The sequence below is a fragment of the Massilia rhizosphaerae genome, assembly GCF_016093545.1.
Lineage (GTDB): Bacteria > Pseudomonadota > Gammaproteobacteria > Burkholderiales > Burkholderiaceae_D > Telluria > Telluria rhizosphaerae.
Genome location: NZ_JADKYX010000011.1, coordinates 36,106 through 55,068, shown reverse-complemented (window position 1 = coordinate 55,068; position 18,963 = coordinate 36,106). Strand labels below are relative to the sequence as shown.

The 18,963-nt window shown below is 66.3% G+C and carries 14 protein-coding genes and 1 pseudogene; 13 read left to right on the top strand and 2 right to left on the bottom strand.

Features of this window, described 5'->3' with window-relative positions:
- The first annotated feature begins 13 nt into the window (after positions 1 to 13).
- A complete protein-coding gene (locus ISF28_RS16780) occupies positions 14 to 211 on the top strand; it encodes a hypothetical protein (protein WP_198118320.1) in 198 nt (65 codons plus the stop codon).
- 49 nt (positions 212 to 260) lie between these two features.
- On the opposite strand, the gene ISF28_RS16775 is transcribed toward ISF28_RS16780, so the two are convergent.
- Entirely contained in the window at positions 261 to 1,550 is a 1,290-nt protein-coding gene (locus ISF28_RS16775; protein WP_198118463.1) for an acetyl-CoA hydrolase/transferase family protein, read from the bottom strand.
- Positions 1,551 to 1,706: 156 nt separating this feature from the next.
- Here ISF28_RS16775 and ISF28_RS16770 point away from each other — a divergent pair, with 156 nt between their 5' ends.
- The 7 genes from ISF28_RS16770 (at position 1,707) to ISF28_RS16740 (ending at position 13,892) form a co-directional block, all read left to right on the top strand.
- The gene (locus ISF28_RS16770; protein ID WP_198118319.1) at positions 1,707 to 2,279 is read left to right on the top strand and encodes a hypothetical protein; all 573 of its coding nucleotides are present in this window, start codon (positions 1,707 to 1,709) and stop codon (positions 2,277 to 2,279) included.
- Between the two features lie 109 nt (positions 2,280 to 2,388).
- Positions 2,389 to 3,153 carry a 3-hydroxyacyl-CoA dehydrogenase gene (locus tag ISF28_RS16765; protein ID WP_198118318.1) on the top strand — a complete coding sequence of 255 codons (765 nt, stop codon included), beginning with the start codon at positions 2,389 to 2,391 and terminating at the stop codon, positions 3,151 to 3,153.
- 74 nt (positions 3,154 to 3,227) lie between these two features.
- Positions 3,228 to 5,021: a gamma-glutamyltransferase family protein gene (locus tag ISF28_RS16760; protein ID WP_198118317.1), complete on the top strand. Its 1,794-nt coding sequence runs from the start codon at positions 3,228 to 3,230 to the stop codon at positions 5,019 to 5,021.
- A gap of 179 nt (positions 5,022 to 5,200) precedes the next feature.
- A complete protein-coding gene (locus ISF28_RS16755) occupies positions 5,201 to 6,370 on the top strand; it encodes a patatin-like phospholipase family protein (protein ID WP_198118316.1) in 1,170 nt (389 codons plus the stop codon).
- Positions 6,367 to 10,629 carry a hybrid sensor histidine kinase/response regulator gene (locus ISF28_RS16750; protein ID WP_198118315.1) on the top strand — a complete coding sequence of 1,421 codons (4,263 nt, stop codon included), beginning with the start codon at positions 6,367 to 6,369 and terminating at the stop codon, positions 10,627 to 10,629. Before ISF28_RS16755 ends, ISF28_RS16750 begins: the two co-directional genes overlap by 4 nt.
- 62 nt (positions 10,630 to 10,691) lie before the next feature.
- Complete coding sequence (locus ISF28_RS16745) at positions 10,692 to 11,387, top strand: response regulator transcription factor (protein WP_198118314.1); 696 nt, start codon at positions 10,692 to 10,694, stop codon at positions 11,385 to 11,387.
- Between the two features lie 399 nt (positions 11,388 to 11,786).
- A complete protein-coding gene (locus ISF28_RS16740) occupies positions 11,787 to 13,892 on the top strand; it encodes a hybrid sensor histidine kinase/response regulator (protein WP_229519149.1) in 2,106 nt (701 codons plus the stop codon).
- Positions 13,893 to 13,928: 36 nt separating this feature from the next.
- Here the strand turns inward: ISF28_RS16740 and ISF28_RS16735 are convergent, their stop codons facing one another.
- The gene (locus ISF28_RS16735) at positions 13,929 to 16,133 is read right to left on the bottom strand and encodes a bifunctional SulP family inorganic anion transporter/carbonic anhydrase (protein ID WP_198118313.1); all 2,205 of its coding nucleotides are present in this window, start codon (positions 16,131 to 16,133) and stop codon (positions 13,929 to 13,931) included.
- Between the two features lie 306 nt (positions 16,134 to 16,439).
- Between ISF28_RS16735 and ISF28_RS31220 the strand changes: the two are divergent.
- The 5 genes and pseudogenes from ISF28_RS31220 to ISF28_RS16715 form a co-directional block, all read left to right on the top strand.
- Positions 16,440 to 16,830 (top strand): annotated as a pseudogene (locus tag ISF28_RS31220) (transposase family protein); the annotation flags it as partial.
- A gap of 21 nt (positions 16,831 to 16,851) precedes the next feature.
- Entirely contained in the window at positions 16,852 to 17,403 is a 552-nt protein-coding gene (locus ISF28_RS16725) for a DUF6861 domain-containing protein (RefSeq protein WP_198118311.1), read from the top strand.
- Positions 17,297 to 17,542 (top strand): DUF6861 domain-containing protein, encoded by a 246-nt coding sequence (locus ISF28_RS31215; protein WP_370663453.1) that lies wholly within the window; start codon positions 17,297 to 17,299, stop codon positions 17,540 to 17,542. The genes ISF28_RS16725 and ISF28_RS31215 overlap by 107 nt, the downstream gene beginning before the upstream one ends.
- 225 nt (positions 17,543 to 17,767) lie before the next feature.
- The gene (locus ISF28_RS16720; RefSeq protein ID WP_198118310.1) at positions 17,768 to 18,277 is read left to right on the top strand and encodes a polymorphic toxin type 15 domain-containing protein; all 510 of its coding nucleotides are present in this window, start codon (positions 17,768 to 17,770) and stop codon (positions 18,275 to 18,277) included.
- 15 nt (positions 18,278 to 18,292) lie between these two features.
- Complete coding sequence (locus tag ISF28_RS16715; protein WP_198118309.1) at positions 18,293 to 18,910, top strand: GAD-like domain-containing protein; 618 nt, start codon at positions 18,293 to 18,295, stop codon at positions 18,908 to 18,910.
- Positions 18,911 to 18,963 lie beyond the last annotated feature (53 nt).

The window sequence follows — 18,963 nt, the reverse complement described above, 5'->3', positions numbered from 1 at the left end:
AATGGAGAAAACCATGACGAGCTATCTCGGAAGAATGGGCGACCCCGACGCCCGTGGCCCCGATCCCACCGACGCCGTCCGCGAGGACGGCCAGCAGCATACGGACGGCGCCGACCGTGCCGAGCTGCGACGCGCCCTGCTGGTTTACGGCGTGGCCGGCGCGCTCGGCGCCGAGCACGCACGGGGCGCCGTGAGCGAGCCCCGCGGCTGACGACATCGAAGCGGCCACACGAACGGGACCTGCGGGTCCCGTTTTTCATTCAAAAGACGCACATGCGGTCCGCTTCCTCGCGCAGCCAGGGCCGGAAGTCCGGATGCGCGATGGCTATCAGCGCCTGCGCGCGCTGCTTGGCCGACTTGCCGCGCAACTGGGCGATCCCCCACTCCGTGACGACGTAGTTGACGTCGTTCTTGCTGGTCGTCGCGTGCGTGCCGGGAGCCAAGGTCGGCACGATGCGCGAGACGGTGCCGTCCTTCGCCGTCGAAGGCAGCACGATGAACGACTTGCCGCCGCGCGAGCGGTTTGCGGCGCGCACGAAATCCACCTGGCCGCCCGTGCCGGAATAGGGCAGGTGCCCGATGCTTTCGCTGCCGCATTGGCCGAGCAGGTCGACCTGCAGGCTGGCGTTGATCGAGATGAGTTTGTCGTTCTGGCCGGCGATATACGGATCGTTCGTGAAATTCGACGGGTGCATTTCCAACATCGGGTTGTGGTGCATGAAGTCGTACAGCCGGCGCGAGCCGAGCGCGAACGTCGCCACCATCTTGCCCGGCATGAGCGTCTTCCTGCGGTTGGTGACGGCGCCGGCCTCCACGAGTTTCAGGATGCCGTCGCCGATCATTTCCGTGTGGATGCCGAGGTCGCGCTTTTCCGTCAGTTGCATGACGACGGCGTCCGGGATGCCGCCGTAGCCGATCTGCAGGGTGGAGCCGTCCTCGATGTGCTCGGCGACGAGACGGCCGATCGCCTCCTGCACGGGGCCGATGCGCGGCAGGCCCACTTCCAGGATGGGGTCGTCGCTTTCGACCAGTGCCGTGACCTGGGAAATGTGCACGTGGCATTGGCCGTGCGTGAACGGGACATGCGGATTCACTTCCAGCACGACGGCGCGCGCCTTCGCCACGGCCGCCATCGTGTAGTCGGTGCCGAGGCTGAGGGCGAAGTGGCCGGAGGCGCTCATCGGCGAGGCCATCGCGAACACGACGTCGGCGGGCATCAGGCCCCGTTCGATCAGCGATGGGATTTCGGAAAAATAGTTCGGGATGAAGTCGCACCAGCCGCCCTGGCCGCCCGCGCGCGACGCGCCGCCGAAGAATAGCGCGGCGTGCCGCACATGCGCCTGGCATTCCTGGGCGAAATAGTCGTATTTGCGCATGGCGAGGATCTGCGCCACCTGGACGTCATTGAAGCTGCGGCATGCCTCCGACAGCGCCTGCAGCAAGGTGGGCGGTTCGCCGACGCCGGTCGGCACGACGATCGTGTCGCCGTCGCGCACGTGGTTGAGGGCATCGAAGGCACTGCCGCGCTTGGCGCGATATAGCTCCTGCATGGTCTGCATGGTGGGTCGTCTCCTGTGTCGTTATTGTCTAAAACATGCTCGGTGGCAGCTTAGCAGCGTGGCGCAGCAAGCTGACGCGCACCTGACGCGTGCGCGATGCACGCCGGCGTGCCGAAGGTCGATAATGGAACGACAAGGAGTGACATCATGAAACGACAACGACACTTGAGCAGGGCCGCGCTGGCCGCCTGCATCATGCTCGCCGGCGCGTGCATGGCCCAGACCGCGCAGACGCGCCCGCCGCCCGCCGCCACGCTGAGTTATGGGCCGGTGCTGCATCCGCGCGGGCAGCAGGGCATCGATGCGGTCCGCAAGGACCCGGCCGAGGTGCGCGACGAGGCCGATACATTGGCCCGCCAGAGCGCGCCACGACAGCCCAGTCGGCCAGAAACGCAACTAACCGACGAGCAGCGTGCCAGGCAGCTGCAGGAACAGCGCCGCCGCGCCGCGCGCCGGCACCAGGCGTGGCAGGGCGAGGGGCCGATGGCGCCGCGTCCGCTGCGTGCCGGCGAGGCGCCGCCCGCGACGGCCACCGTGCCGATCCCGCCGCCGCTGCCGGCGCCGCAGCCGACGGTGCCCAGCACCACCATCCTCCGCGCCTGCCAGGGCATCGTTTGCACGGACGCGGCCGGCAACACGTTCAACGGCAGCGGCAATGCGGGCGTCAGCAGTACCGGCCGTGTGTGCACCCGGAACGGCGCCACCGTGCAGTGTTTTTGATGTGTACATGGTGCTCACGTCCAAATCCAGCTAGAATCCGTTGATTGACGTTTACGTAAACGGCAAGACAATATCCAACAGACTGAACAGACTAGCGAAGGGGAGACAGATGCAAATCCAGAATCATGTGTTCATCGTGACGGGCGGCGCCTCGGGCCTGGGCGCGGCCACGGCGCGCACCATCGTGGAAGCGGGCGGCAAGGTCGTGCTGGCCGACGTGCAGCAGGAAGCCGGCGCGGCGCTGGCCGCCGAACTGGGCGCCGCCGCCCGTTTCGTGAAGTGCGACGTGACGTCGGAAGCGGACGGCCAGGCCGTCGTGGCGGCGGCGTGCGCACTGGGCAGCCTGCGCGGCCTCGTCAACTGCGCCGGCGTCGCTCCGGCCATCAAGACGGTCGGCAAGGACGGTCCGCATCCGCTGGACGCCTTCCAGCGCGCCGTCAACATCAACCTCGTCGGCACCTTCAACATGTGCCGCCTCGCCGCAGATGCGATGGGCAAGGAAGACGCGCTGGAGCACGGCGAGCGCGGCGTCATCGTCAACACGGCGTCCGTCGCCGCGTTCGACGGCCAGATCGGCCAGGCCGCGTACGGCGCGTCGAAGGCGGGCGTGGCCGGCATGACCTTGCCGATGGCGCGCGACCTGGCGCGCAGCGGCATCCGCGTGATGACGATCGCGCCGGGCATCTTCGAGACGCCGATGTTGATGGGCATGCCGCAGGAAGTGCGCGATTCGCTGGGCAAGATGGTGCCGTTCCCGCCGCGCCTCGGCATGCCGAGCGAGTACGCGCACCTGGCCAGGACCATCATCGAAAACGTCATGCTGAACGGCGAGACGATCCGCCTGGACGGCGCGATCCGCATGCAGCCGAAGTAAGCAATCGAAGTACGTAACTTAAGCGGTCGAGCAATTTCGGGTACGATGCTCCAAGGTATTGAACTGGAGATCGCATGAAATCGAAGTTGCTCGCTCTTGCCCTGGGTGGCGCGTTTGCCGCCACCCTGAATCCCGTCGCCGCGTTCGCCCAGGACGCGTCCTCCCTGCAGCAGGCCCCGGAGGCCGCCAGCGGCTACACGGAAAAGGCCGGCTGGACCGCCCGCAAATACATGGTCGCGGCCGCCAATCCGCTGGCCGTCGAGGCGGGTTACGAGATGCTCAAGCAGGGCGGCACGGCGATCGACGCGGGCATCGCCACGCAACTGGTGCTCACGCTCGTGGAGCCGCAATCGTCCGGCATCGGCGGCGGCGCGTTCCTGATGTATTACGACGGCAAGAAGGTGCAGGCGTACGACGGCCGCGAGACCGCGCCGTCGAAGGCGGACGAGCACCTGTTCCAGCACCCGGACGGCACGCCGATGTCGCGCCGCGAAGGCATCGTGGGCGGCCGCTCGACGGGCGCGCCGGGCGTGTTGCGCATGCTCGCGCTGGCGCACCGGCAGCACGGCAAGCTGCCGTGGAAGACCCTGTTCCAGCCGGCGCTGCGCCTGTGCGAGCAGGGCTTCGCCGTCAGCCCGCGCTTGCACGGCCTGCTCGCCGAGGATGCGTATATCCGCAAGGACCCGACGGCGCGCGCGTATTTCTATGGGCCTGACGGCAAGCCGTGGCCCGTCGGCCACATCCTCAAGAATCCGGCGCTGGCGCGCACCCTGCATGAAATCGCGGACGGCGGCGCCGAGGTGTTTTATACGGGCCACATCGCGCGCGACATCGAGGCGAAGGTCAAGAGCCATCCCACCAATCCGGGCCTGCTGTCGGCCGCCGACATCGCCGCCTACCAGCCCAAGCTGCGCGAGCCGGTCTGCAGCGACTACCGCGCCTACACCGTGTGCGGCATGCCGCCGCCGTCGTCGGGTGGCATCGCCGTCGCCCAGATGCTCGGCATGTTCGAGACGCGCAACATGGCGGCGCTGGCGCCGACCAATGACATTCCCGGCACGGACGCCGTCCACCTGTTCACGGAAGTGGGCCGCCTCGCGTACGCGGACCGCGACCGCTACGCCGCCGACACCGACTTCGTCCCGCTGCCCGGCCGCGGCATCCCCGCGCTGCTGGACAAGACGTACCTGAAGCAGCGCGCCAGCCTGATCGGGCCGCGCTCGATGGGCAAGGCCCAGGCCGGCCACCCGCCGGGCGTCGAGTCGGCGTGGAACTGGGGCATGGACAATTCGATCGAGGCGCATTCGACGTCGCACATCGTCGCCGTCGACGCGTACGGCGCCGGCCTGTCGATGACGACGAGCGTCGAGGACGCGTTCGGTTCGCGCCAGATGGTCGACGGCTTCATCCTCAACAACCAGCTCACCGACTTCTCGTTCGATTCGCGCGACGCCAACGGCCCCATCGCCAACCGGGTCGAAGCGGGCAAGCGTCCGCGCAGCGCGATGAGCCCGACGATCGTGTTCGACAAGAAGACCGGCAAATTCGTGGAAGCCGTCGGTTCGCCGGGCGGCCCGCTGATCATCAACTACGTGGCGAAGGTGCTGGTCGGCACGCTCGACTGGGGACTCGACATGCAGCAGGCCATCTCCCTGCCCAATTTCGGCAGCCGCAACGGCCCGACGGAGCTGGAGGCGGGGCGTTTCCCGCTGTCCGAGATCCGGGCGCTGGAGGCGCGCGGTCACAAGGTGCGCGTGTTCCCGCAGACGTCCGGCCTGCAGGGCATCGCGCGGATGGACATCCACGGCGTCCCGCTGTGGTTCGGCGGCGCCGACCCGCGCCGCGAAGGCATCGCCAAAGGCGAGTAGGGTGGGCTCCCCGCGTCCACCAAACGTTTGCGGACCGCAGGCAAATGGTGGGCACGTCATCGATGCCACCGGCATCGATGACCCCACCCTACTGTTTGTAGAGGCCCATAAACAACGAAGTGTTTGTTGAAGAGCTATTTATTCACCGCAAGACGAGCAGAGTTTGTTAATCTTGCCGTGTGGACATTGAACGTAAAACGGGGTTAGTCCTCAGCGGAGGCGGCGCGCGCGCGGCTTACCAGGCTGGGGTGTTGCAGGCAATCTCCCGCATCCTGGGGGAGGCGGGCTGGCCCGCTGCGCGCAATCCGTTCGGCATCATCTGCGGCACGTCGGCCGGCGCCCTGAACGCGACGGCGCTGGCCTGCCGCGCGGACGACTTCGGCGATGCCGTCGACCACCTCGTGGACGTGTGGGCGGGCATCGACGTCACGCAGGTCTACCGCGCCGATTCGCTCGGCGTGCTGCGCTCGGGCGCGCGCTGGCTGTCGCTGCTGTCGTTCGGCTGGATGCTGCGCCAATGGCATGCGTCGCCCCCGACGTCGCTGCTCGACAACACGCCGCTCGTCGGCCTGCTGCACCGGATGCTCGACCTGCCGCGCCTGGACGCGGCGCTGGCCAACGGCTGCCTGGACGCGCTGGCCGTCACCGCGTCGTCGTACAGCGGCGGCCAGCACGTGACGTTCTACCAGAGCGAACGCGAGATCGCGCCGTGGAAGCGGCACCAGCGCGTCGCGCTGCAGGGACAGATCTGCGTCGACCACCTGCTGGCGTCGAGCGCGCTGCCGTTCATCTTCCCGGCCGTGCCGTTGTACGTGGACGGCCACCTGGAATTCTGCGGCGACGGCTCGATGCGCCAGCTGGCGCCGATCGCGCCCGCGATCCACCTGGGCGCGTGCCGCGTGCTCGTGGTGGGAGCGGGCCGCATGAACGAAACGGTGAACCACCTGCCGGCGCGCGTGCGTTATCCGAGCCTGGCGCAGATCGCCGGCCACGCGCTGTCGTCGATCTTCCTGGACAGCCTCGCGATGGACATCGAGCGCCTGCAGCGCGTCAACGCGACGCTCGCCATGGTGCCGGAAGAGGCGCTGGACAAGACGCCGCTGCGCCGCATCGAACTGCTTGCGATCGTGCCGTCGGAACGCCTGGACGACATCGCGGCGCGCCACGCGGGCAACCTGCCGGGGCCCGTGCGGACCCTGCTCGGCGGGATCGGCGCCATCGAGGCGCGCGGCGCCGCGCTCGCGTCCTACCTGCTGTTCGAAGGCGGCTACACGCGCGAACTGATGGCATTGGGCGAGCGCGACACCTATGCCCGGCGCCACGACGTACTGGAGTTTTTCGAAGCATGACACGCCGGCCGATCACCTTGTCCGCCCTGTTCGCCCTGTTTGCGCCGCTGGTGCTTGCGTGGTCGCTGCTGTGGTCCGGGAGCGCCCACGCGGCGCCGGCGCCGACGCTGCGCTTCGAACACCTGTCGGTGGACGACGGCCTGGCGCAGGAATCCGTGCTGTCCATCGTCCAGGACCCGGACGGCTTCATGTGGTTCGGCACGCAGTCCGGCCTGTCGCGCTACGACGGCTACCGCTTCACGAATTTCCGCAACGTCGTGGGCGACCCCAAGACGCTCGCCAACAACTGGGTGCGCGTGCTGTGCATCGACCGCAAGGGCCGGTTGTGGATCGGCACGGACGGCGGCCTCGATCGCTACGAGCCCACCACCGGCACGTTCAGCCACTTCCTGCCGGACGAACCGGCCAAGCGGGGCAACGGCAACCGCCACATCCGCGCGATCCTGGACGACGGCAAGGACGGCCTGTGGCTGGCGACGGCCGACGGCCTGCAGCATTTCGACATCGCCAGCGGCCGCTTCGACACCTGGCACCACGTGCCGGGCGTGCCGGACAGCCTCGCCTCGGACAAGCTGACGGCGCTCGCCCGCGCGCGCGACGGCCGCCTGTGGATCGGCACCTCGGCGGGACTGGACAGCCTCGATCCGGAGCGGATGCATTTCCGCCACCACCCGTCGCCGCGCGGCGGCAAGTACGACTTCGTGCAGGCGCTGCTGGTCGACGCCGGCCAGGGCCTGTGGGTCGGCAGCATGGGCGGCCTGGAACGCCTGCCGCTGGGCCAGAAGGGCGACGTGCGCACGTTCGGCCGCGACGACGGCATGCCCCCCGGCGAGATCAGCGTGCTGTACGAGGATGCCGAGCGCCAGGTCTGGGTCGGCTCGCACGACCGCGGCCTGTACCGCTGGCTGCCCGCGGTGGGCAAGTTCGAGCGCCATCCGCACCGCATCACCGACAACTACAGCCTGGGCGACAACCAGGTCACGGCGCTGTACGGCGACCGCGTGGGCACGTTCTGGGTGGGCACGTGGTACGGCGGCGTCTCGCGCGCGGACATGGGCAGCGGCGGCTTCGCGCGCATCGTGCGCGGCGACGACACGCCGCTCGCGCTCGAGGACAACAAGGTGCGCGGCATCGCCTGCGACGGCGCCGGCAAGCTGTGGCTCGCGACGAACGGCGGCCTGCACCTGTTCGACCCGATGACGGGCGCCGACCAGGCGTGGCGCCTGGCCCCCGTCGAGGCCGGGATTTCCGGCGACGCGATGGCGACGTCGGTGGCGGTCGGTCCCGACGGCATCGTGTGGGTCGGCACGCGCAACGGCCTGGCGCGCTTCGACCCGAAGACGGGGAAGTTGACGCGGCGCGTGCTGTCCGCGGACGACGTCGACGCCAACTTCGTGCGCAACGTGCACGTCACGCGCGACGGCACGGTGTGGGCCGCGACCCGCGGCGGCCTGTACCGCATCACGCCCGACGGCAAGCAGAGGACCTACCAGCACGATCCGGCCGCGGGCGCGAGCCTGGCCGACAACATCGTGCGCCCGATGCTGGAAGACCGCGAAGGCCGCTTCTGGGTCGGCACGTTCGACGGCCTCGACCTGCTCGACCGCGCGACCGGCAACTTCCGCCACTTCCGCCACGATCCGGACGATCCCACCAGCCTGTCCCACGACGAGGTGCACTACCTGCTGGAAGACCGCAAGGGCAACCTGTGGGTCGGCACGGCCGTGGGCCTGAACCGCATGGTGATCGGCGCCGACGGCACCCCGCGCTTCCAGCGCTACACGAGGCGCGACGGCATGGCGGACGACGTCGTGGCCGCGATGCAGGAAGACCTCGACGGCTTCATCTGGGTCTCGAGTTCCAGCGGCCTGCACCGGCTCGACCCGGCCAGCGGCGCCTGGCGCAACTACAACGCGACCGACGGCACGATCGAAGGCGCGTATTTCGACGCGTCCGCGCTGCGCGTGGCCGACGGCACGCTCTACTTCGGCGGCAACAACGGCATCACGGCGTTCAATCCGCGCGCGCTGCACGACAACCTGATCGCGCCGCGCGCCGTCATCACGGGCCTGCAGATCTTCGGCCTGCCCTGGCAGGACGTCCATCCGGGCATGCTGCCGGGGCCCATCGAGCGCCTGTCCGGCATCACGCTCACGCCGCAGGATTCGGTGTTCTCGCTGGAGTTCTCGGCGCTGCACTTCGCCGCGCCCAGCCGCAACCGCTTCGCCTACCGCCTCGTGGGCTTCGACCAGGACTGGATCGGCGTCGACGCCAGCAAGCGCTTCGCCACCTACACGAACCTCGATCCGGGCAACTACACGTTCCAGGTGCGCGCGGCGAACAAGGACGGCGTCTGGAGCGACGCCGCCGCCACGCTGGAAGTGACGGTGTTGCCGCCGTACTGGAAGACGTGGTGGTTCCGCACCTTGTGCGCGCTGGTCGTGATCGGCTGCGGCTACGGCGCCTACCGCATCCGCGTGGACGTCCTGCGGCGCCAGAAGGCCATGCTGGAGCAGCAGGTGAGTGCGCGCACGGAGCGGATCGAACAGCAGAACCGCCTGCTCGAACGCCAGACGGAGGAATTGCGCGAGCAGGAACGCCAGGTGCGGCGCCGCACGAACGAACTGGCGCTCGCCAACAACGCCCTGCACGAAAACGAGGAGCGCCTGTACCAGGCCAAGCAGCGCGCGGAAGACGCCACGCGCCAGAAATCCGAATTCCTGGCCAATATGAGCCACGAGATGCGCACGCCGCTGGCCGGCGTGATCGGCATGCTCGGCTTCGCGCTGCGCGACTCGGCCCTGCGCGAAGCGACGCGCGAGCAGATCCTGCGCGGCCAGGCCAATGCGCAGTCGCTGCTGGCGATCATCAACGACCTGCTCGATTTTTCCAAGATCGAGGCGGGCAAGCTGACCATCGAGAACATCGACTTCGTCCTCGACGAGAACATCGGCCACGTGGTCACCTTGTTCGAGGAACAGGCGGGCGCGCACAGCGTGGGCTTCGCCGTGCATCTCGGCCCTGACCTGCCGCGCTTCGTCGTGGGCGACCCGACGCGCCTGCGCCAGGTGCTCGTGAACCTCGTCGGCAACGCGTTCAAGTTCACCGACAGCGGGTCCGTCATCGTGCGCGTCGAGCGCCGTCCCGAGGACCAGTACGACCGCGCGCGCCGCAACATGATCCGCTTCTCGGTGGAAGACACGGGCATCGGCATCGCGCCGGAAGCCTTGCCGCGCCTGTTCCAGAAATTCGAGCAGGCCGACGCGACGACGACGCGCCGCTACGGCGGCACCGGCCTGGGCCTGGCGATCTGCCGCCAGCTCGTCGAGCTGATGGGCGGCACGATCGGCGTGGCGAGCACGCCGGGCGTCGGTTCCACGTTCAGCTTCGTGCTGCCGCTGGCGGACGGGGTGGCGCCGCCGGTCGTCGTCGACCGCCCGCGCGCGCCGCACACGCACCGCCTGCGCGTGCTGTGCGCGGAAGACTACCCGACCAACCAGATCATCGTGCGCATGATGCTGGAAGAACTGGGCCACCAGGTCGACGTCGTCGAGAACGGCGCGCTGGCCGTCGCCGCCTGCGCGCGCACGCGCTACGACCTGATCCTGATGGACGGCCGCATGCCCGAGATGGACGGCGCGTCTGCCACGCGCCTGATCCGCGCCGGCGGCCCGCTGGAGGCGCCCGTGCTCGACCAGCACCTGATGATCGTCGCGCTCACGGCCAACGTCAGCGACGAAGACCGCACGCGCTACCTGGCCTGCGGCATGGATGCCTTCATCACCAAGCCGATCGACGACGCCCAGCTGCACTTCCACCTCACGCGCGCCATCGAGCGCCAGCTGCAGCGCGGCATCGAACTCACGCCGATGCCGGAGCCGGCCGCGCGCCCGCCGTCGACGGCCGAGCTGGACGCCATGTTCGACGTGCAGACCGACCCCGCGCCGCTGGCCGCGGCGGCGCACAACGCGGGCCGGCGCACGGGCGATTTCCGAGACCGGCTGCGCGGCGCCTTCCTGGCCGACCTGCCGCGCCGCCGCGTCGAACTCGATACCGCGCTGGCGCAGGGCGACCACGACACGGCCGGGCGCGTCCTGCACGGCCTGAAGGGCAGCGCCGGCTACCTGGGCGAGACGCGTTTGCGCGAGCTGTGCGCGGAACTCGAGGGACTGGCCGACGCCGGCCAGCTCGACGCCGTGCGCGCCGCCCTGCCGCGCCTGCTGGATCTGCTGGCCCGCTTCGAAGCCGAAACAGCCTGAATCGTGCGCGCCCCGGATATCTGTATAATTTCCATTTAACAATTGCGACACGTGGGGCAGGGATGAAGGTATTGATAGTCGACGATGACGTGGTGTCGCGCATGATGCTGATGCACATGATCGACAGCACGGCCAGCGGCGTATTCGATGTGCTGGAAGCGGAAGACGGGCAGGACGCCTGGAACCAGCTGGACGGCGGCGCCGAGCCCGCGCTCGTGTTCTGCGACCTGCGCATGCCGCGCGTGTCCGGCATGGAGCTGCTGGCCCGGGTGAAGGCCGACGCCCGCTTTGCCGGCCTGCCGTTCGTCCTCGTCTCGTCCGCGGCCGACGGCGCGACGATGGAACAGGCGCTGGGCCTGGGCGCGGCCGGCTACATCGTCAAGCCGTTCGACGGCGCGCGCGTCGCCGCCCACTTGGCGCCGTTGACGCGCACGCCGGACGAGCAGCCGGCGGCCACCTTGCGCCGCCTCGGCATCGACGCCACGCGCCTGCTGCTGTATCTCGGCGGCCTGCAGCGCCAGCTGGTCAGCGCCGGCACCGACCTGGCCGCGCTGCTGGCGGCCCGCCAGGTCGACGCCGCGCGCGCCCAGCTCGCGCGCCTGTGCGAGGGCTGCCGCACGCTCGGCCTGCACGGCGCCGCGGCGGGGTTCGAAGCCTTGCGCTCGGCGCCGGACGACGCCGGACTCGCGCGCGAACTGGAGGCCGCGCACCGGGCCGTCATGCGCCAGACGGACGCCACCCGGCAGCTCGCGACGTAAATTTCCTGCCGGAAAACGCGTAGAATTGTCATGAAAATGTTGTAAATCCACCCTCCGCACGGCTGCGGATTCCGGCATACTGCTCTTTTGCCGTGGCCGGCATGCACCCACTCCCAGGCAGAACGGCAACTTCTCGGGACGTCTTTTTTGCCCCGAACGGGCCGCGCCAAGCGCGCGCCGCCCGTCATGAGCTTGTCATTAAAATGGTCGGTTTTAGGACGCCTCGACAAACCGTCGCGAGCGGCCGCAGGTTTGGCTGAGAAGCACAGCTGTACGAAAGTACAGCGAGCATCGCAGGCCGAACCTGCAACGCGCAGCAGGTTTTTCGACGTGTCCTTTTGCACGGCAGCACAGACTGTCGGTACGGATCTTTGACCAGGGATTGCATGAGCGAGGACTATGAAGACCACGGTTTCCCCCAGCCTGACTTTCCTTACCGGCGGCGGCCAGATGGCCGCGCGGATCGCCGGCCACGACTGGCGCGCGACGAAGCTCGGCCCCATCGCGGACTGGCCGGCCGCCCTGCGCACGGCCCTGGGCCTGGCGCTGAATTCCCGGTTCCCCACGTTGCTGTGCTGGGGCGCCGACCTGATCAGTTTTCCTAACGACGCGTACACGCCATTGCTCGGCGACAAGCCCGCGCTGGGCCTGCCGCTGGGCGCCGTCTGGTCCGAAGTGTGGGACACCATCGGACCGATCGCCATGAAAGCCTATGCCGGCGAGGCCACCTGGCACGAGGACATGCCCGTGCTGATGGAGCGCCACGGCTATCCGGAGCAGAGCTGGTTCACGTTCTCGTACAGCCCCGTGCGCGACGACGACGGCACCGTCGGCGGCATCCTGTGCACGGTGGTCGAGACGACGGGCAAGGTGCGCGCACTGTCGGCACTGCGCCAGAAGGAAGAGACGCCGCGCCGCCTGAACGAGGCATTGACGCACCAGGTCGCGTCGCACGCGAGCGACCGCGAACGCCTGTGGCGCATCTCGCCCGACGTGATGTGCGCGGCGTCGCTGGCCACAGGGCGCTTCCTCACCGTGAACCCGGCGTTCAGCGCGAGCTTCGGCTGGAGCGTGGAAGAGGCGACCACGCGCCCGTTCATCGACATGGTGTATCCGGAAGACCGCGACGACGTGCTGGACAAGATGCAACTGCTGGCCGGCGGCACGCCGCTCGTCGGCTACGAAATGCGGATCCAGCACAAGGACGGCTCGTACCGCTGGGTGTCGTGGACGATCTCCCCGGAAGACGAGCTGCTGTACGGCGTCGCGCGCGACATCACGGCGGAAAAGCACCAGGCCGACGCGCTGCGCCAGGCCGAGGAAGCGCTGCGCCAGTCGCAGAAGATGGAAGCGGTGGGCCAGCTGACGGGCGGCCTCGCGCACGATTTCAACAATATGCTGGCCGGCGTGACGGGCCACCTGGAACTGATGAAGCTGCGCCTGCGCATGGGCCAGACGGGCGATCTGCTGACGCGCATCGACGCCGCCCTCGGCGTGACGCAGCGCGCGGCCGCGCTCACGCACCGCCTGCTGGCATTCTCGCGCCGCCAGGCGCTCGACCCGAAGCCGACCAGCGTCAACGCGCTCGTGATGTCGATGACGGACTTGATCGAGCGCGCGGCCGGCCCGTCCATCGCCGTGCGCACGCGTCTCGCGGCGGCGCTGTGGACGACCTTGTGCGATCCGAACCAGCTCGAATCCGCCCTGCTGAATCTCGCGAACAATGCGCGCGACGCCATGCCGGAAGGCGGCCTGCTCGTCATCGAGACGGAAAACGTGACCTTGAGCGCGGCCCAGGCGCGCCGCCACGGCGACCTGCGTCCCGGCGAATACGTGCAGGTGAGCGTGCGCGACAACGGGGCCGGCATGGCGCCCGACGTGGTGGCGCGCGCATTCGACCCGTTCTTCACGACCAAGCCGATGGGGCAGGGCACGGGCCTGGGCCTGTCGATGGTGTACGGCTTCGCGCACCAGTCGGGCGGCAACGTGCGCATCGAATCGCGCGCGGGCCAGGGCACGGAGGTGCGCCTGCTGCTGCCGCGCCATCTCGTGGAGACCGCGCCGGCGGAGCCCGCCGACGCCGAACCGCCGCTGGAAGCGGGCAGCCGCAAGGGCGTCGTGATGGTCGTCGACGACGAATCCGACATCCGCGCCGTGATGAGCGAGGTGCTGGAACTGCAGGGCTACACAGTGCTCGCCGCCTGCGACGCCCCGCAGGCGCTGCGCCTGCTGCACGACGCGCGGCCGGACATGCTCGTGACGGACGTGGGCTTGCCGAACGGCATGAACGGCCGCCAGCTGGCCGACCACGTGCGCGTGCAATGGCCGCAACTGCCCGTGCTGATGGTGACGGGCTATGCGGAAAGCACCGTGATGAAGAACGAGAAGCTTCCCGCCCAGATGGAAATCCTCACCAAGCCGTTCGCCATGAATGCGCTCGTGGACAAGGTCGGCGGCATGCTGACCCAGGGCATCGCCGCCGAGCAGGGGACCGAGACCGCCTGACGCTCCCGCGCGTGCCCACCATGCGCCCGTCAGCCATCAAGCGGCCAGGTCCGTCCTGTCGCCCGCCGTCTCCGGCGTGACGAGCTCGCCGAAGTGCACGGTCCGCGTGGCGATGTCGTGATAGGCGCCGACGAGGCCCATTTCGCCGCGCGCGATGCGCTCGCGCAGGAAGGCGCTGCCGGCCATGATCTCGTGCAGCGAGTTTTCGATGTTGCGGCGGGTAACCTGCTCCAGCAGCGCCTGCCCCTCGGGCGCGTGGTGGGCGCCGCACTGGCAATCGTCGATCGCCTTGCGGATCTTGCCCGTGATCGCGCCCACGCTGTGGGCCCCTTCGTTCTGCAGCGCGAGGCCGATCGCGCCGCAGCTCGAGTGCCCCTTCACGACGATCAGCTTGGCGCCCAGCTTGTGGGCGATTTCCAGGCTGCCGATGATCTCGCGGCTGATCACATTGCCCGCGATGCGCACCGTCAGCAGGTCGCCCAGGCCGGCGTCGAAGATGATTTCCGGTGATGTGCGCGAATCGATGCAGTTGACGACGACGGCCATCGGATGCTGTCCCGCCGCCGTCGCCTCGACCTGGTGCAGATAATATTTGTTCGTCGTGCGGCCCGTGCGGAAGCGTTCGTTGCCGTCGCGCAGCAGGTGCAGCACGTCTTCCGGACGGAGTTTTTTCTGCGTGTCCTTGTCGAGCGCCGGCATGAACTGGATCGGATCCTGCAGCCGGTATTCGTCGCGCAGGCCGATGACGTTCAGGCGCACGTTGCGCTCCGCCGCCACGACGCGGTAGTCGTCGATGATTTCCAGCACGTCGTTGTCGATGTAATGCGTGTTGGCCGCGTCGATCAGCACGTTCGCGTTCTCGGGGATGTCCCACAGCGCGGTCTTGATCGTCGCCTTGTTCAGGAACGACACCTGGTTCGGCAATTCCATCTTGATGATTTCGCCTATGTGCAGGCGATACTGCTCCATCGAAAACGGATTGCGGAAGTTGCTGCGCATCAGGTAGAACAGGCTGGCCGCGAGGCCGATCAGCACGCCCGTCAACAAGTCCGTCAGCACGATGGCGCTCACGGTGACGGCGAACGGCACGAACTGCGACCACCCCTTCTTGTACATGTCGCGGAACAGCGAGACCTTGGCCAGCTTGTAGCCCGTCACGATGAGGATGGCGGCCAGCGCCGCCAGCGGGATCAGGTTCAGCGCGGGCGCCAGCACGAGCACGCTGGCGAGCAGCAGCAGGCCGTGGAAGATGCTGGACGCCTTGGTGCGGTTGTCGTTCTGGACGTTGACGGAACTGCGCACGATGACGGACGTCAGCGGCAGCCCGCCCAGCAGGCCGGCGCAGATATTGCCGACGCCCTGCGCGACGAGTTCCCGGTTCGGCGGCGTCTCGCGCTTGTGCGGATCGAGCTTGTCCACCGCTTCGACGTTCAGCAGCGTTTCCAGCGACGCGACGATGGCGATCGTGACGCCGACGATCCACACGTCGCGGTTCGCGAAATGGGCGAGGTCGGGGAATTTCAGGTAATTCTGGAGATTGCCGACGTCGACCGGCGGAATATCGACGAGGTGCGCCTGCGCGATGCTCAGCGCGGGAAAGAACCGGTTGAAGGTCAGGTGCAGCAAAACACCCAGCGCGACGACGAACAGCGGGGCGGGGAGCAGTTTCACGTTTTTCAGCGGGGTCTTGTCCCAATATACCAGGATCAGCATCGACACGAGGGCGATGATCAATGCGCCCGGTGTAATGGAATTCACGGCGTGCAGAATGGCCGAAAAGGTGTTTTCCCCGTTCGCCTGGATAAACGACGTTTCGTCGGCACGACTGGCGTCATAACCGATCGCATGGGGAATCTGTTTCAGGATCAGCAGAATGCCGATCGCCGCCAGCAATCCCTTGATGACATTCGAGGGAATGTAATTGGCGATGAAACCGGCGCGGGCGATGCCCATGATGATTTGCAGGATGCCGGCAATGAATATCGACGCGAGCAGGATTTCGAATGCGCCGAGTTTCGTGATCGCGGCCAGCACGACGGCCGCCAGCCCGGCGGCGGGGCCGCTGACGCTCGTGTGGGAACCGCTGGCGATACCGACGACGATGCCGCCGATAATGCCGGAAATAATACCGGAAAATAAAGGTGCGCCGGAAGCGAGCGCAATACCGAGGCACAAGGGCAAAGCAACGAGGAAAACAACTATGCCGGCCGGCAAATCGTACTTGAGGGTATTCGTGGACATGGGAATCTCGCGGAAGAACGATGGTTGTCAGTCAGGATGCGCGATGCTTCGCGAATTGGCGAATCAATGGCGCAGGCGGGATATCGGGTGTTGAATCGGTGCGAATGCACCATTTTGATGCGGTGTGTGAACCCCAATGGTTAAATAGAGGAATGGGAAATATAACATGCAGTTTGCAATTGCGTCCAGTATGTCAAACGGGACGTTACAATTCTTGGCCCAATGACGTTTTCGGTAAAATTTGACGTGGCCGCCGCAGCAGCGGGCTGTGGCGACGGCCATGGCAAACAGGCGGTATCGTCGGGGCTGGGGGCGAGGACATCGAGATCGGGAGCTGGCAATAAGTATTGGCACGGACTGCAAGCGCAGTGGGAAGTAAGCCACTTCAACTTGGACGGCACGGCGCATCGATTTCGAGGTGGGCTGCAAGGCCGACTCCTTGGACAGCCCCGTCTGTGGAGCGAAAGCGCAAGGCATCCACAGTCGCGTTCGTCGCAACTGGCGCCACCTCGATTTCTTCCAGAATGGAGCGTGGGCGCATGCCGTGGTGCCGCGTGTGAAATGCCGTTCCTGCGGCAAGACGACACGGGTGTCGGTGCCGTGGGCGCGGCCGGGCAGCCATTTCACGCTGCTATTTGAGGCGCTGGCGATCTCGGCGTGCCAGACGATGGCAGTGGCCGAAGCGGCACGGCTGCTGCATTTTTAGGCAAGAATGAGGATGTTGCAATTCTTATCTAAGGCATTCGATGATGGAATAAACGATATGTGGCGCGTGTGGAGCAATCTGCAACGCAAGGAAGACGAGTTGAAATGGGGTGGCTACCATTCCGGCGCTGGTCAGCAATACGACATCATGGGGCGGCGGGCCAGCTCATCCTCGCATTTCGGCGGCGACTGTGGGCGCGAACAGATGGGGCGGGTGAACCGGCTGCGCAAGGCGCTGGACGATTCGGGTCCAATGGCGCAGCGCATGGTGGTCGACCGACTTTCCGGTATCAACCTGTCGACAATCTGGCACATCCTTGTGTCGGCCTGCCAGGACGTGGCCCTGTACTACGGCGGCTCCGTGGCGGCTGGCGGGATTGTTGGCGGGGTCGGCGGGGTGTTCTTCGGCGGCGTCGGCGCGTTTCCAGGCGCGGCGGCCGGAGCCGCGGCCGGAAGCTATGTGGGCGGGGTGGTGCTGGCGATGGTGGGTTTTGAAGTCCTTGGTCGAGGAGGTGGCCGATGCGATTCCAGAGTCGCTGGGCTACTACCACAAAGGTTTCGTTGAAGCGTGGGGGCCGTTGCGCCAGGACCCGCAGCATGGCCTCAGCGTCGGTTCGAGGGGCGATCCATCAGCGGCCGCTTTCGATTTTGCGCAAGGTCACGTCATCTTGATCACGGCCATTCTGGCGGCGCTGGTGGCTTAGCTCACCAAGGGAAAGGGCGACAAGGCCACGCTGCTGAACGAAATTGGCCGAAGCCCACGTCTTGGGCCAAGGGTGGCAAGGTGGGTTGAGGAAAACGAAGCAAGGCTACGCCAGCATCCAGCACTTCAATCGCGTCGACGTGGTGGGGTAGGCGCTGAACCGCCACCGCCGTCGCCGCCGAAGCGGGGACGTGAGCCCAGGGAAGCGCCGCCGCGTCCAAAAGGCATGCCCAAGAAAAAGGTACCGTGCTTCAAAACCAATGGCCTGCCCCAAGGGAAGTTTCCGGAGTTTGATCGCCAGCTCGCAGGCCAAGAGGCTGGGATTAACAACATGACGGTCGATGAGTATCTCAAGGGACGTCAAGCATTTAATGATGGCCTATCGGTCCGAGATCCCAGCGTGGCGAGAAATGCCCGAGTGGGGTATCAAAATGCCTTAAAAGCAAGTGCCTTTAGTGATCTGCGCGAAAAAGGGATGTCCTGGGCAGAAGCCGATGCAAAATCCAACGAAATAGCTGCCGAAAAGATGAGGACACTAGCAGCACTGCATAACCCGGATATGGTAGTGGCGGGCAAGGATAAAATCAGTGACTTTGGGGATCGTAATATTAACTCGCGCCTCGGTGCGCAGTGGAATAAGGGGCAACGTTTAGCGGAGTTGGACAAGGCTGCGCACCAAGTCCCCGAGGCTATGCGTAATGTCAAAATGAATGCAAAACTTGAACGATGCAAATAAGAGGAAAATCAAAAAATGGATGAAGACTTTGCTGGTTTTTTGAGCGGGTTCGGCCCAGCAATCGACCGGCGTTATGTGCCGCCCTCAAGCATTGATCGATACCGGGGAAAGCTACCCGATCAATTGTTGAGCTACTGGGAAGAGCATGGGTGGTGTGGCTACGCTGAGGGGCTGTTCTGGACAGTTGACCCGCAAGAGTATGATCCAGTGCTGGAGGCATGGATTGGTGACACTGCGTTTATGGAGCAAGATGCCTATCACCTTATCGCTCGGAGTGCTTTTGGCGAGCTGTATTTTTGGGGAGAAAAAACGGGTAACTCTCTGAGCATTTTTGCGCCTGGCTCTTATTGTATTCCTCGAGAATCACGATTCGTCGGCGAAAAAATGGATTTTGGCATGCGACTGTTTTTTGGTGCACTTTCCCGCCAGGCAAACGACTTTGCAGACCTGTTCACTCCGGCATTAAAAAAGCTGGGCCGTTTGAAGCCTGATGAAATGTATGGGTTCGTCCCGGCATTGGCTTTAGGTGGCACATCTACGTTAGGGCACTTGCAAAAGGTTAAAGCTGTCGAGCATTTGGTATTGCTTGCACAGCTGGCACCACTGGACGTAATCACCGCCCCGCCCTTTTGATCGGTAGGGTGAATTAGTACCCGCGAGGGATAACTAGAGCTACGTCGCGGTCA